General features: G+C 54.7%; 15 protein-coding genes. 10 read left to right on the top strand and 5 right to left on the bottom strand.

The features are described from left to right. Positions 1 to 2: 2 nt before the first annotated feature. Complete coding sequence (locus tag H6815_12610; protein MCB9861283.1) at positions 3 to 1,190, bottom strand: citrate synthase; 1,188 nt, start codon at positions 1,188 to 1,190, stop codon at positions 3 to 5. A gap of 37 nt (positions 1,191 to 1,227) precedes the next feature. Here H6815_12610 and H6815_12605 point away from each other — a divergent pair, with 37 nt between their 5' ends. The 8 genes from H6815_12605 to H6815_12570 all read left to right on the top strand — a co-directional run bounded on the left by H6815_12605 (position 1,228) and on the right by H6815_12570 (position 8,689). Beyond that, the gene (locus H6815_12605) at positions 1,228 to 2,304 is read left to right on the top strand and encodes a hypothetical protein (protein ID MCB9861282.1); all 1,077 of its coding nucleotides are present in this window, start codon (positions 1,228 to 1,230) and stop codon (positions 2,302 to 2,304) included. 24 nt (positions 2,305 to 2,328) lie between these two features. Beyond that, positions 2,329 to 2,763, top strand: a complete 435-nt coding sequence (locus H6815_12600) for a DUF3052 family protein (protein ID MCB9861281.1) — start codon at positions 2,329 to 2,331, stop codon at positions 2,761 to 2,763. Between the two features lie 51 nt (positions 2,764 to 2,814). Next, the gene (locus tag H6815_12595) at positions 2,815 to 3,231 is read left to right on the top strand and encodes a RidA family protein (protein ID MCB9861280.1); all 417 of its coding nucleotides are present in this window, start codon (positions 2,815 to 2,817) and stop codon (positions 3,229 to 3,231) included. Between the two features lie 33 nt (positions 3,232 to 3,264). Next, positions 3,265 to 4,386: a hypothetical protein gene (locus H6815_12590; GenBank protein ID MCB9861279.1), complete on the top strand. Its 1,122-nt coding sequence runs from the start codon at positions 3,265 to 3,267 to the stop codon at positions 4,384 to 4,386. A 574-nt stretch (positions 4,387 to 4,960) separates the two neighbouring features. Further along, on the top strand, positions 4,961 to 5,476 hold the full coding sequence (locus tag H6815_12585; GenBank protein ID MCB9861278.1) for a peptidylprolyl isomerase: 516 nt from the start codon (positions 4,961 to 4,963) through the stop codon (positions 5,474 to 5,476). Between the two features lie 294 nt (positions 5,477 to 5,770). Further along, the gene (locus H6815_12580) at positions 5,771 to 6,850 is read left to right on the top strand and encodes a hypothetical protein (protein ID MCB9861277.1); all 1,080 of its coding nucleotides are present in this window, start codon (positions 5,771 to 5,773) and stop codon (positions 6,848 to 6,850) included. A 27-nt stretch (positions 6,851 to 6,877) separates the two neighbouring features. Beyond that, the gene (locus H6815_12575; GenBank protein MCB9861276.1) at positions 6,878 to 8,110 is read left to right on the top strand and encodes an MFS transporter; all 1,233 of its coding nucleotides are present in this window, start codon (positions 6,878 to 6,880) and stop codon (positions 8,108 to 8,110) included. Between the two features lie 36 nt (positions 8,111 to 8,146). Beyond that, positions 8,147 to 8,689, top strand: coding sequence for a hypothetical protein (locus tag H6815_12570; protein ID MCB9861275.1), 543 nt, complete (start codon positions 8,147 to 8,149; stop codon positions 8,687 to 8,689). A gap of 11 nt (positions 8,690 to 8,700) precedes the next feature. Here H6815_12570 and H6815_12565 read toward each other — a convergent pair whose 3' ends face one another. Further along, positions 8,701 to 10,275 carry a 2-oxo acid dehydrogenase subunit E2 gene (locus H6815_12565; protein MCB9861274.1) on the bottom strand — a complete coding sequence of 525 codons (1,575 nt, stop codon included), beginning with the start codon at positions 10,273 to 10,275 and terminating at the stop codon, positions 8,701 to 8,703. Between the two features lie 183 nt (positions 10,276 to 10,458). On the opposite strand from H6815_12565, the gene H6815_12560 reads away from it, so the two are divergent. After that, the gene (locus tag H6815_12560; protein ID MCB9861273.1) at positions 10,459 to 11,094 is read left to right on the top strand and encodes a hypothetical protein; all 636 of its coding nucleotides are present in this window, start codon (positions 10,459 to 10,461) and stop codon (positions 11,092 to 11,094) included. A 36-nt stretch (positions 11,095 to 11,130) separates the two neighbouring features. Next, complete coding sequence (locus tag H6815_12555) at positions 11,131 to 11,610, top strand: DinB family protein (GenBank protein ID MCB9861272.1); 480 nt, start codon at positions 11,131 to 11,133, stop codon at positions 11,608 to 11,610. 22 nt (positions 11,611 to 11,632) lie between these two features. Here H6815_12555 and H6815_12550 read toward each other — a convergent pair whose 3' ends face one another. The 3 genes from H6815_12550 to H6815_12540 form a co-directional block, all read right to left on the bottom strand. Continuing rightward, positions 11,633 to 12,274, bottom strand: a complete 642-nt coding sequence (locus H6815_12550) for a pentapeptide repeat-containing protein (GenBank protein ID MCB9861271.1) — start codon at positions 12,272 to 12,274, stop codon at positions 11,633 to 11,635. Between the two features lie 25 nt (positions 12,275 to 12,299). Further along, positions 12,300 to 12,875 (bottom strand): hypothetical protein, encoded by a 576-nt coding sequence (locus H6815_12545; GenBank protein MCB9861270.1) that lies wholly within the window; start codon positions 12,873 to 12,875, stop codon positions 12,300 to 12,302. A 104-nt stretch (positions 12,876 to 12,979) separates the two neighbouring features. Beyond that, positions 12,980 to 13,624, bottom strand: coding sequence for a DUF1579 family protein (locus H6815_12540; GenBank protein MCB9861269.1), 645 nt, complete (start codon positions 13,622 to 13,624; stop codon positions 12,980 to 12,982). Positions 13,625 to 13,702: the final 78 nt, after the last annotated feature.

The following is a 13,702-nucleotide window of genomic DNA, read 5'->3' as shown; positions in this document are numbered from 1 at the left end:
CACTACCACTTCCGCAGCGGCTCACCCGTGTAGTCCGCCCGCGGACGGATGAGCCGGTTGTTCTGGTGCTGCTCCATGATGTGCGCTGCCCATCCTGAGACGCGCGATGCAACAAAGATCGGCGTGTATTGCGGCACCGGGATTCCCATCGTGAAGTACGTCAGACCGCACGGGAAGTCGACGTTCGGATGGATGTTCTTCTGTTCGAGCATGATCTTCTGGACCATCTCGCCAAGCTCGAACCACTTTGTTGCGGAATACCCGTCGGGGTTCTTCGTGTCCTTCGCAGCGATATTGCGACCCAGCCCGTGGAGGATGGGGGCACGGTGATCGCCGTTCTTGTACACGCGATGCCCGAATCCCATGAGCTTGCGCTTCTCTGCAAAGGCTTTGTCCATCCACGCCTGGACGTTCGCTGGCGTGATGTCTCCCTTCATGTCGTGCATCATCTCCTTGAGCATGTCCATCGCTGCCTCATTCGCACCACCGTGGAGCGGGCCCTTGAGCGCGCCGATGGCACCAGTGACAGCGCTGTGCATGTCGCCGAGGGTGGACGCGATGATGCGCGAGGTGAAGGTGGATGCGTTGAAGTCGTGCTCAGCGTACAGGATGAGCGAGACATCGATCACGCGTGCAAACTCATCGCTCGGCTTCTCGCCAGTCATCAGATAGAGCAGATTGCCCGCGTGCGAGAGGTGCGCATCGCCGCCGATATCGGGTGAGACGAGTTCCTTCTTGTCAACAAGACGCTGCATGTGCCCGATCGCGGTTGGAATCTGTGCGAGCAGACGCTTTGCCTTGCGGAGTTCGGCTTCCGGTGAGTTGTCCTGCGCATCGGCGTCGTAGTTGCCCATGATGCTCACACAGGTTCGAAGCACATCCATTGGAACAGCCGGCCCATTGCGCAGCATCGGAGCAACCTCGCGCAGGTACGCGATGACCTGCGGGGAGACAGCACGGTTGGCAACGAGTTCATCCTTGAAAAACCGGAGTTCGTTCGCGTTCGGCTTGTGACCGACGAGAAGAAGGTACGCAACCTCCTCGAAGGTGGCGTGCGCCGCAAGATCCGCGATCTCGTAGCCACGGTAGATAAGCGATGTCTGATCAACAGCGCAGATCGAGGTTTCGCCCGCACTGACACCCTCAAGCCCCTTGCCGACGGTGGACGGATTGGCTGTGGCGCTGCTCATGGTGGTCAAATCTCCGTATTTCAGGTCGGAAATGGTTGTGAGAATGCTGAAACTGCCGAGTTTGTGCTCGGCTGAACGCACTGTAGGCTCAGGAGCACCAAACGCCAGCATTCTGCCGATAGAACTGCTTGCGAACACGTCTTCCAGCACGCACAATGCAGGACACATGACCGACCAGCACGAACCTACACAACCTCAGCCCGTCGCACTGGGTGCCTCACTTGGCGCGATGCTCGGGGAAGGGCTCAGGTGCGCGGGATGTCGGTACAATCTCTCCGGGTTGTCGATTCGGGGCATCTGCCCCGAGTGCGGTCTTCCGGTGCAAGTGAGTATCCTGGCAGTGGTTGATCCACACGCCGAACGACTCAGTCCGCTACTTCGGCCGCGCCTGATCGCAGTAAGCCTTTGGCTGTGGATACTCGGAGGCGTTGTTGCGACACTGCTCGTTGCATGGCTTAGACTGTTTGACGTCTGTCAGACAATCAACTGGCTGAATCTTTCGATACCGCCACAGCGAAGCGCCGAGATCGTGACGATCGCAATCGGCGTGTCCGGCATTGCTCTGTTTGGATTTGCACGCCCGATCAAAAACACCAGATCATTTCATATCATTTCTACCCTTGTTGGTGCGATGCTGATGCTCTGCGTCGCATTCGGTTCCTGGTATGTCCTTGGATATCTTGATCGCAGGAACCCTGAACCGTACATCTCGTTTGCTCAAGCCGTGCGCATGAGATCTGTTGCTCGCTTGATCATTGCAGCGTGTCTTGTTGGTGCTCTCGTCGGCGGGAGGAAAAACCTGCGATTGCTCGCAGCACGATCATTGCTGTTCCGGCAGGGACGTGCAGATCGGCAAACCATCTACGCACTGGTATTGGTTGTTGTACTTGCTGCGATCGGCGACATCATGCAGTTGATCTCGTTCTCGCTCCCCCAGCGAACCGCAGAGTTTGTTTGGAATCTTGGCAGATATGTGATCGCGTTCTCATCGGTTCTGTTTGTTGCGGGCGTGTGTGCAGTTCTGCTTGACGTTCTGCTCGTCACCCGTGCGATAGTGAAGCCGCCAAAGGGGCTGGAGGCATACTTCGAGCGCACTGAACGGATGGCTCACTGAACTTCCACCAGACAAGGAGAGCAAATGCCAGCAGGATACTCTGGAACGCCACTTCCCCAGAAACTCGGGATCAAAGCTGGCGCCCGGGTGCTGGTGGTCAGCGAGCCAAACGACTTCATTGACAATGATCTTGTGCCGATGCCAGAGGAAGTTGTGGTTGTATCGACACTACGTGCAACGACACCGTGCGACGTTATCCTGTGTTTCTGCAAGGACCAAGCCGCGATCAGAAAACACTTTGACAAGTGCAGAGATCGGCTCGTTGAAAACGGGGGGTTGTGGGTGTGCTGGCCAAAGAAAGCTTCTGGTGTCAAGACAGATATTGACGAGACGTTTGTTCGGGAGTTCGGGCTTCAATCAGGCCTTGTCGACAACAAGGTCTGTGCTGTGAACGAGGTGTGGTCGGGATTGCGGTTTGTGATACGAATCAAAGACCGTGCAAAGCCGAGCAGGAAGTAAAACAATAACGGCTACAACATCCGGTGTGCCACGCCAGGCATATGCTCTGGTATGAGCTCACGTATTGATTCAACGAAAGCACCAGAGCCTGTCGGCTTGTACCCACACGCGCGACGGATTGGAAACATGCTCTACCTGTCAGGCATCGGGCCTCGCGTCCGAGGATCCAAGCAGATTCCCGGCAATGTGCTCGACGGCCAGGGAAACGTGATTGAGTATGACATCGAAGCCCAATGCAGAAGCATGTTTGCAAACGTCAAAGCCGTGCTTGAGGATGCCGGATCCGACTGGTCGAAGATCGTCGATGTGCTTGTCTTTCTCACAGACATGAAACGCGATTTCCCGACGTTCAATCGGATGTGGGCGGAACACTTTCCCGAGAACCAGCCGTGCCGAACAACAATCGAGATTGGCGCTCTGCCGACACCTATTGCTGTTGAGGTCAAAGTCATTGCAACGATCGACTGATCCTGTCCATTCGCATCTGCCGAGGAAGTGTCCATGACGGGCACACAAAATCCCAAGAGTTCAACCAGCATCACGGGTCATGTCCTGGCGCTCTTTGCGTTTGACATTGGGTTTCAGATCAACCTTGATGCAGCAGAACCGTTTGTACAGCAGGCAACACGCACAAGGGTGGTTCGCGGCCGCAGACCATCGCCGACGTGGTTTGACTACTCGCCTCCACCGCTTCGGCTCGCGGTCGAAGGCAGCCCAGTAGCTGTTGGAGATCAAACGACCGAACCTGTGATTGAGGCTCTCATCTACGACTTTGGCGCAGTCCTTTTAACCTATCGTCTGCCGCTTCCCAATACGCTGCGTGAACTCCCAGCACTCAGTATCCATCTGTATGACAACGAAGCCCTCATTTCAGATGCACGCCAGCGCGCGCAGCGAATCGTTGATGTGATCAAGCCAGCAATTGAGCGCCCCCGGCTTGCAGATACATTCGAGGACTACGTCATCTTTTCTGTCACGTCGTGGGATGATTCAGTGCAACCATCCCACCTTGTGAATGAGTATCGATCGATCTTTGCGCGAGCAATTGAAGCCGAACGCGAGGAGTTGTCAGTTGAGCAGTCTGAGCGTTCAACAGCCGGCACTATTTCGTATGCTGTCAGCGATCTCGCCATGATCGACTGGAACGCTGCAATTCTCTTCGACAAGCAACCAAATGATGTGATCGCAGTTCTTCAGCACGCTAACGTCGAACTCCTTGAGCATCGCATCCTGGATCAGGAACTCGACTCGATCCTTGATAATGCCGACGAGACACTGTCTGCACTCATTCAGACGAAGCTCTGGCCGGGGTTCTCCTCTGGACGGATGCTCGGCAGGTTCGCATCAGTCCAGACAGATGCTGCGGTCATGTTCGAGGGTGTCAACAACGCAATCAAACTGCTGGGAAACCAGTATCTCGCACGGGTGTACAAGCTTGCCGCAAACAGGCTCGATCTGCCTGCATGGCACGAGAGCGTCCAGCGAAAGCTCGCCGCGACCGAGAGTTTGTACCAGAAGATGTCCGATGCGACCTCAACCCGCCGCCTTGAGACACTGGAATGGGTCATTATCGCACTTATCGCGATCTCAATTCTACTCCCATTCACACCGTGGTATCACTGATATAATCGCCGGCTCTGCCCGGGATCGCATGGAATCACGGTGTCGCTCCAGCGGTTATCACAGAAGAAAAGTTTCATCCGTCAGACACCGAGGGAGTATGTTCAGTATGAAAACACAGCATTTCTTCTCGCGAGTTATTGCAGCGATTGTTGTTGCTGCAATCGCGATGATCAGCACACGCGCACACGCGCAGCTCCAGCCACAGCACCTGTATTATGGTGTCGACCGCCCCGTACCCATCAATGTCAAACTCCCTGCAGGAGCAGCAGGCGATGCGCACATTGATCTGCTCGAACCCGAAACCGCAAAGGTGCTCATTTCCGCTGCAGTTGTCGACGGAACGGCGGATCTTGCAACTATGTTTGAGCTGTGGAAGGCGGATTCACACTCACTTATGTACGCACAGCTTGTTGTCGGCGATGAGAAGGTTGGCCCGGCTCTTGTCATCCAACCACTGCTATCAAGACCGATCGCGGTTATCCAGAATCCGAACGACCCACGTGCAGCACCCATCTTTCCGCCAATGCCACAGACATTCTCCGGCTTTCGAATCTATGTGGATAAGCACGTCATCATGCACACAAGCAAGGGTGACATCGAACTGCGCCTGCGTCCTGACCAGGCACCCAACACATGCTGGAACTTCCGCCATCTCGTCGAGGGCGGGTTCTATACCGACATCATCTTCCACCGCATCGTCGGTCCGAACTTTGTGATCCAGGCTGGCGATCCAACAGGCATGGGCTCAGGTGGTCCCGGCTATAACTTTGATCTTGAAGACTCGAAACTCCCCCACGACTTCGGTGTGCTCTCGACAGCTCGATCCGGCGATCCAAACTCCAACGGCTCACAGATCTTTATCTGCCTCTCGCGTGACGGCACAAACTTCCTTGATGGAAGATACACCTCGTACGGACAGACAGTTCGAGGCTTCGATGTGATCCGCGAGATTGCAGCAGTTCCCGTCAACAACCAGCGCCCGATTGATCCGCCAGTCTGGCATAGCGCAGAACTAATCGACGCGCCGCCTTATGGCACCGGATTTGGCGGAAATACTACAGAATCTGGCGATGATGCCGAAGGAAAGTAAACGGTTGTATTGTTCTCTATGAACAAGCCCAGGAAACATTCGACCGGTCAGCATTGGGTAGTATGCATGCTTTGCATATCCGCCTGCATGCTGACCGGTTGTTCATTTGCGCAGGCTCAAGAGATTGCCGCTACACTGCAACTCCCCAGAAGAGATTTTATAGCCGAATACAACAACCGCTTCAGTTCTGTGGCGATTGATGATCGTGCAATGCCAAGCTATCTGGTTTTTCGTGAGGCATGTTCCAAGATTCATTTGCAAGACATGCCTTGGTGGAAAACTCGTGATGTAGGCTTGTCTGATCCAAGATGGCAACAGGCCTCGCTGGAATATCAATCGGATGCGTACCACCTTCGGAAACTGGCTATTGCAGCAGCAGCATACAAGCTATGTGCTTCTATTCTGCCCAATCGCTCGAAGGATGATGCACACAAGACGTGGCTGGTCACCTCAGATTTTCGAGTACTTGGTGACGAGCGTATCGCATGCGCCATACTCACATTCGATGCTAAGGTAGCAGTTACCGAAAATGATCCAGAACGATTCCTCACAGACATTACTTCTGCGTGTCGCATTATCCGGCACATGAGCGAAATACCAACAACTATCGCCACGGTCAGCGCTTCAACAAGTGCTGAGAGTGTCTCAAATATCCTTCTCACTGCGATTGAGCAGGAACTCGTTTTGAATGCGAGACAACTGAATGAGCTTCGTGAGGCACTGCACATGATCTCGCTCCAACCAGCGATGCTGGAGGCTCTTGATGGCGAATATGCCATGTTCCTTGATATGCTGCAGGAATGCTACATAACCACTTCAAAGGGTGACGGTACCATGCCCCGAATCGGCATCGAACAGTTTGAACGCATAACAAGCGACAGCCCAACCGAAGAATCACAATTGGCTGGCAAAGAGCACATGGGGTCACGCCAATCAGAAATCGAGTTTGCATCACAATATATACACGAATCGAAACTTGCTGCAACAGTTCCACCATATGCGTGGCCAAAACTAGGGCTTGACAAGATTGACCATCGGCACGAACATAACGTCAAGGCAGTACCATTCCAGGCCCCACTCTCCGGCGTGCTATTTCCTTCATTGCAACGGATTGTGTTGAAGCACTGGCAGGCAACACAAATGCTCAACGCTGCAGACACGATGCTTGCTGTTGAACAGTTCAAGCTTGCCACAAACTCAACGCCTATAGAACTGAGTGTACTGGTCCCCGCGTTCATGGACGATGTTCCACGAGACATCTACTCTGACGGATATTTGCTGTGGCAGGAAACTGATGCTATTGGCTGGACTCTCTCCTCGGCAGGACCGACAGGCGAAGACACCCAGATTCTCTATCCTCCGAGTCGCCGATAATGCGACTGAGACAATACAGTTCTCAACATGAAAGACTACATCCGCTTCTTTCGCGTAGAGCCGCGTTTCCTTGCATTCGGCTTCGTGCTCACCCTCTTCTCATCCTTCGGACAAACGTTTTTCATCTCCTTGTTCGGCCAGCACCTTGAGGTTGAGTTCGATCTCACCAAGACGCAGTATGGATTGACGTACTCACTTGCAACGCTGTGCTCCGGACTCACAATTATCCAGATCGGACGGAGGATCGACACAACCGATCTGCGTAAGTTCACCATGATGCTCTGCCTGGGCGTGTGCTTTGCGTGCGTGCTGATGGCGAACGCACACCACGTAATGACGCTGGGTATCGCATTCTTCTGCCTGCGTCTCTTTGGGCAGGGATTGTTGAGTCACACCTCTATGACAAGCATGTCAAGGTACTTCACCGTGCGTCGCGGTAAGGCGATGAGTATCGCGAGTCTTGGGTTCCCCGCGGGCGAAGCGATCTTCCCAACGCTGGTCGTCTTGTCAATCTGGGAGTTCAGTTGGCGTGACACATGGATGTTCGCTGCAATCGCGGTTGCATGCGTGCTCATTCCATCGGTGCTCATGCTACTGCGCGGACACGACACACGCCATCAGGCATATCTTGACTCTGTCCAGTCAGGAATAGACACGATCTCCCACAAGACGACTGGAAAGCAGTGGACTCGCAACGAGGTCATGCGCGATCCGAGATTCTTCCTGCTGCTGCCAGCGGTGATCGCGCCTGGATTCATTGTCACTGGTGTATTCTTCCATCACGGCAGTTTGCTTGAGTTGAAGCACTGGACACAGGAGTGGTATGCCGGAAGCTTTGTGGTCTTTGCAGGTGCGCAGGTTATCACCAGTCTCATTGCTGGCCCGCTCGTTGATCGGTTTGGAGCGCGCAGCCTTGTCAAGCTCTTTCTTGTGCCGCTCGCCCTGAGTCTCGTTGCCATCGCAATGATCGACCTCCCCATCGGCACAAGGCTGTTCCTTGGGTTGTTTGGAGTCACGGCAGGATTAAACGGCCCTGTAGTTGGCGCGATGTGGGCAGAGTTGTACGGCACGAAGCATCTCGGCGCGATCCGGGCGCTCGCGACAGCGATCATGGTCTTTGGAACAGCAGGATCGCCGGTACTGTTTGGAGCACTACTCGATCAGCACATCACGATGGAAACGATCGCGTGGGGATGCTGCGTGTACACGTGTGCTGCGATGGCGCTCTCGACCGTGGCGCTTCAGCTGCGCCAGATGTGATATGAAACTGAAATCAGCGGTCTACGATGCGATGTCATGCCAACCTACAGCGTCATCTGCACAAACTTCGATTCCGGCAAGGATTATCGCGTTGATGCAGAAGCAGACACTCCCGAAGAAGCCGTAAAGCAGGTGATTGCGCAGGGGCATCTGACCGATGGTCGGGTTGCAGATGATGCAAAAGCATCCGACGTGACAACGCACTACGCAACGCAGAAAGTGAATAGTGTTGCTGATGCAAAGTCATCGCTTGAACAGACAGTTATGCGGCTCGAAGAGGAACTCGTTCGGCTGAGCACGAAGGTCGACAACCTCTCAGACAAAAAATGGCTGGAATGGCGCGTCGGTTGGGGTGTATTCAAGGGATTGATGCTGTTCAGCATCATCGGATTTGTGCTTGGGATTCTTGGTGCGATTGTGATCTTCTTTGTGATTGCCCAGCTTGCCAGTTCGCAGTTCTCTGGCACAACAAACGCCATGCCTCTGGGTGATGTGCAGAAGCAACTTGATTCGATCATGGAGCAACTGCAGACAGGGGATCTGCTGAACAGCCCGGATCTGATGCCGAACCCTGAATGACAGCACTCGAATCAGAACTGCGGCTGCTGCAGGAATCGGATGATCTGCGCAAGAGCAAGCGCGGCTGTCGCACCATCAACGACGCGATGATCGCACGCGAGACTCAGTGGCATCACCTTGCCGACCATCGCCTGTCCGTTCTGCACAACAACGCCATCGCTCACGCGGCCGACCGCAAGGATTCCGACCTCGGGCGCGTTGATGACTGGAGTTGCGAAGCGTCCAGCGTGGCTGCCCACATTCGAGATCGTAAATGTTGAGCCCATGAGTGCCTCGCGAGGTGCTGTACGATCGCGCGCACCAGCCGCAGCACTGGCGATTGCTTTGGCCAGTTGCACAATGTGCATCAAGTGCGCATCGCGAATAACAGGCACCATCAAGCCCGAGTCAGTGTCGGTTGCAATACCAAGATGCACGCCAGCGTGCTGGATGACCTGGTCATGCGCATCATCGACTGTCGCGTTCAGAGCGCCGAACCCGCTGGTCAGTGCCCGGCAAACCGCTGCGCACACAAACGGCAGGAAGCTGATCTTCTCGCCGGTTTGCTGGGAGATCTGCCTGCGGAGCGCATCGAGTGTGGTCACATCGGCTTCGTCCATCACGGTGAAGTGAACCGCTGAGTTGACAGATTCGCGCAACTTGTTTGCAATGGTTCTGCGCACGCCACGGAACGGGATGGACGCAGTTGCCTGCCCGGGCTGGATCTGTGATTTCTGCGCGGGCGCAGGAACAGGACGATCGCCCGATGACGGCACATATCCTGGTGCCTGCGGGAGACCGGCACCCATCCCGCCCATCATCTGCGGCATCATCATGCCCATCCACGGATTCATCATCATCGGGTGCATCATGCCCATCATCATGGGATTCGGCATTATGCCGCCCATGCCCATCATGGGGTTCATGCTGGGCATCATCTGCTGCTGTTGCGGCATCGCGCCATAGTTCTGCTGGAACTGTGGCTGCTGCATCTGCGGTGCAAACGACTGCTGCGGTACAGATTGTGTTTGCTGGTGAGGCGCGGCCGCTGTGTTGGTTGCTGCAGAAGGCTTTGCTGTTGCTCCACCACCAGCAGCGAACGCCTTGACATCAGCTGCCATCACACGACCACCCATGCCCGTGCCGGGTACTGCATTGATATCAACACCCATGTCACGCGCAAGCCTGCGAACTGCTGGTGTTGCGAGTGCCTTGCCAGCCTGTGCGGTCATGCCAGCAACATCCCCGCCAACTGAACCAACAACAGTGCCCGCATCTTCGCGATGCTCCTGAGCATGGCCGTTGGTTGAAGCGGACGGAGCAGGCGCAGCCTTCGTTGGTGCAGAGCCGTCACCCTTGTATGTCACGAGCGGATTGCCAACGTTGAGAATCTCGCCCTCATTGCCGTGAAGTATTTCAATGACACCCGCGCGCGGACTGGGCACCTCCACAAGTGCCTTGTCAGTCTCCATCTCAGCGAGGATCTGGTGCTCTTCGACGGTCTCGCCAACCTTCACCTTCCACGCGATGAGTTCAGCCTCGTGGACACCCTCTCCTAGGTCGGGCAGGATGAAAACGTTTGGATCTGTTGACTGAGCGTGGGCCATAGTGTCTCCGGAACGTCATCAGCGGACGCTGATCTCGATCGTGTTTTGTTTGGCATCTGTCTCGTGAGCATGATTCTAGGAGCGTACTCAGCAAGTGGTAGGCATCCAATGCACACTTGCACACAACCTGCCTTGGTGGTACTTTGTGTCGCCCGACGCTCTCGTGGGGCATGGAGGTACATCATGACGAAAGGAATCGTGCTCGCATCGATCGCAGGTGCAGTTGGGGCAATCCTCTGGGCGTTGATCGCGTACTACCTCGAACTTGAGATCGGCTGGGCAGCGTGGGGTATTGGAGGACTTGTTGGATTCGCGATGGCACTCGGCGCTCAAAAAGAAGCATCTGCCACCACGGGTGTCATCGCTGCCGTGATTGCTCTGCTCTCTGTTGTTGGCGGGAAGTACATCACCGCTGTGATGATTGCAGACAAAGTCGCCAGCGAGTATGGCAGCATTGTTGTCACAGAAGAAACGGTCATGATCAACATCGCCTACGAAGTTGCTGCAGAGCACGAGGCACAGGGCGAGACTTTGCAATGGCCGGCCGGCTCATCGTTTGAAACCGCCGAATCACAAGCCGATTTTCCACAAGCCGTCTGGAGCGAAGCCGAGCAATACTGGGACTCACTCAGTCAGGATGAAAAGAACGAGACGATCAGGGAACTTCAAGGATTTATGGATCAGGGGTTTGCACAAGGACAATCGATCACAACAAATGCTGTGTTCAAAGCCAGCTTCGGTCTCTTTGATCTGCTCTGGGGCTTCCTTGCGGTCGCTACCGCGTTTTCGATTGGGCAAGCAGACGAAGTTGGAACGTAACACATTCGCAAACAACTCCAAATCAGGAGAACTGTTGTGCTCCTCGACACAATGCTGGCCCACGATCGCTGGGCCACAAACAACATCATCAACGCGTGCGGGCGGCTTACCGACGACCAGTTCCATCGCACATTCGAAATGGGTCTGGGGACACTCCACGACACAATCACGCACATTCTCGGCGCAATGCGAGGATGGACAGACATGCTGCGAGAATCGGAGTTTCGCCCGCGTCTTGAGGGTGAACGCCGCTCACAGACTGACCTGCTCGCGCTCCACAACGATGTCGCTGATGAGTTCGCGCAGATCGCACGCGCGCATCCCGTTGACGCGATCGCGAAGGGCTCGCGCGGCGGACGCGAGTACGCTTTCCCGAGAGGGAACGTAATTGTTCATGTGACAACACACGGGATGCACCATCGGGCCCAGTGCGTCAACATGCTCCGTCACATTGGCATTAATCCACTCCCGCAGAGCAGCGTGCTCGAATGGATGATCGCGCAGCAGTACGGCTGAACCAGCGGTTATTTTATTACTATTATTTGAACTCAACACCAAGCAGCCGGGCAATATCCGGCGCCTGCTGAACATCAAAGACCGCGCCGCGCAAACCGTCGGGCGAGCAGGTGAATCCTTCAACTTTGCATGTGCGAAAGTCAGCGCCTTTCACGTTCGCAAACGCAAGATTGCTTCGGCGCAGATCGCACTCCCCAAAACATGCGCCTGACAAATCAGCACCGTCAAAGTCTGCCTCACGCAGCACGCATCGCTCGAACACCACGTCACGGAACGACGATCGCTGAAAGATTGCCATCTCCAGCACACAGTCGGTAAATCGTACCGAGTGGAACGAGCTGTCAGCAGCACTCAATCCGGTCAGTTTGCAGTTGGACAAACAGCACCGCCGGAACCTCGCTTGCCCCAGATCTGTGTTCGCAAGATCGCATCGATCGAGTGCAACATCAATCATGACGCATGTGGAGAATCGCAGGTGAGCAGCCTGCACCCGGCAGGCAATACAACGTTCCAATCGCCACTGTTGCGGTGAATCACCTGAAAATGAATGCTCCTCCAGCAGCGCGTTATGAAACTCCATGCGATGAGAAAACTCCTCGCTCAGTACAGCCCGAAGTGATTCTCTCTCTGGAAGATCGGGAAGTTCAGGAGTTGGTGTATCCATGTGCGAATATATCTCACCAGTGAAGTTAGCTCCCAAGCTCAAGGCCTGGAAACGTCTCCTTGAATCTTTCCTGCATCTCTTCAGAGTCAAGCAATCGCGTGCCTACACCAGGCCTAATCTGTTGAAGTTCGGTGCTCACAATCCACCATGCTTCAATAAACTTGGAATCGGTCCCGGACAAGAACCCAGAGTGCGAGATCGAAAGTCTTATAGGCAACTGCTCATGCGCAGAGACAAATCGCAATCTGAAGCAAGAGCTGTCAGGTGGCGCGTGATGGCGGCCACGAACACCTCGCAGATCCAGCTTGTTTGTTTGATCTTTGAGTCTTGCAAGCGCTTCCTTCGACACAGTTGAAAAGTAGTACGTTGGGCCCCCATGAGGGGTCGAGTTCCACACAACGACTCCATCATCCCACACAGCGACAATTACATGAGTTGGAGGCGGGGTAAAGGTATATCCACGCTCCCATCCCAATGACGCGATCAACGTTGGCTCTGTATGAACTTCCTGCTGCTGTTGTTCTTTTTCTGGCTGCAGAGCAACGACCCCTCCAGCGCAAACAGCAACCGCTGCAACGACAAAGCCAAGAATCCATTTCATTGCGACATCCTCTCTGACTACGTTGGCACAAACCCAATCCAGTATAAACAAACCGGGAGCATCATGCCCCCGGTTGTGGAGTTTTCCTTACTCAAAGCATCGCTTCATCGGGTTCCGCTTCGCGCACCACGGCGCTCAGAAACACCCTTGAAACTCTGCCAGTACTCACCGTTGTCCATGAGAATGTATGACTCAAGGATATGACGATTTGGGTCGGACTCAATGTAGACCTGCTTTGACTTGACCTTCTCCCCGGTCATCGGATTGAACATATCACCGATGAACGTCCACGTCATTGTGGCTTCGTCGTAAGAACCCGTCGCCGATGTAATTGGTGATGACGTGTTCTCCATCCAGCTCGACTCATACTCACCCGTGAACGTGTTGTATCCCATCGTTCCGATGCCCTTGAACTCGGGCATACCCGGTCCCATGGATGCGTTCACTTCCTCCTGCATGAACATGCCGTCGAGAATCCACTTGCGTGTAATCGTGCCTTTGGATTCCGTCCATTCTGCATCCGATGGTGACATCTTGAACTGCACAACAACATCCCATTCGCCGAGCATCCCTGCCATCTTCTTGTGATACTCCGTCGGGCCCATCATGGACATGTCGGGCTGATCGCCGTCCATCTCAGGCTGGGCTGCGACAGCAGTTCCAACCGAGTTCGATGCGATCGATTGTCCGAGCACAAATGCTCCACCAACACAGAATGCCATCAATGCTGTCTGCTTCAAACGTGCCATACTTGTTCTCCTTGTCTGCGGCTTGAAACCCCACGAGTCCTGTCGCTTGTATTGTATAGGCTGACCCAATCGCGCTCG

The sequence above is a fragment of the Phycisphaeraceae bacterium genome, from assembly GCA_020639155.1.
Lineage (GTDB): Bacteria > Planctomycetota > Phycisphaerae > Phycisphaerales > UBA1924 > JACKHF01.
Note: the sequence above shows the minus strand (reverse complement) of the source record. Positions and strands in the feature narration are given on the sequence as shown.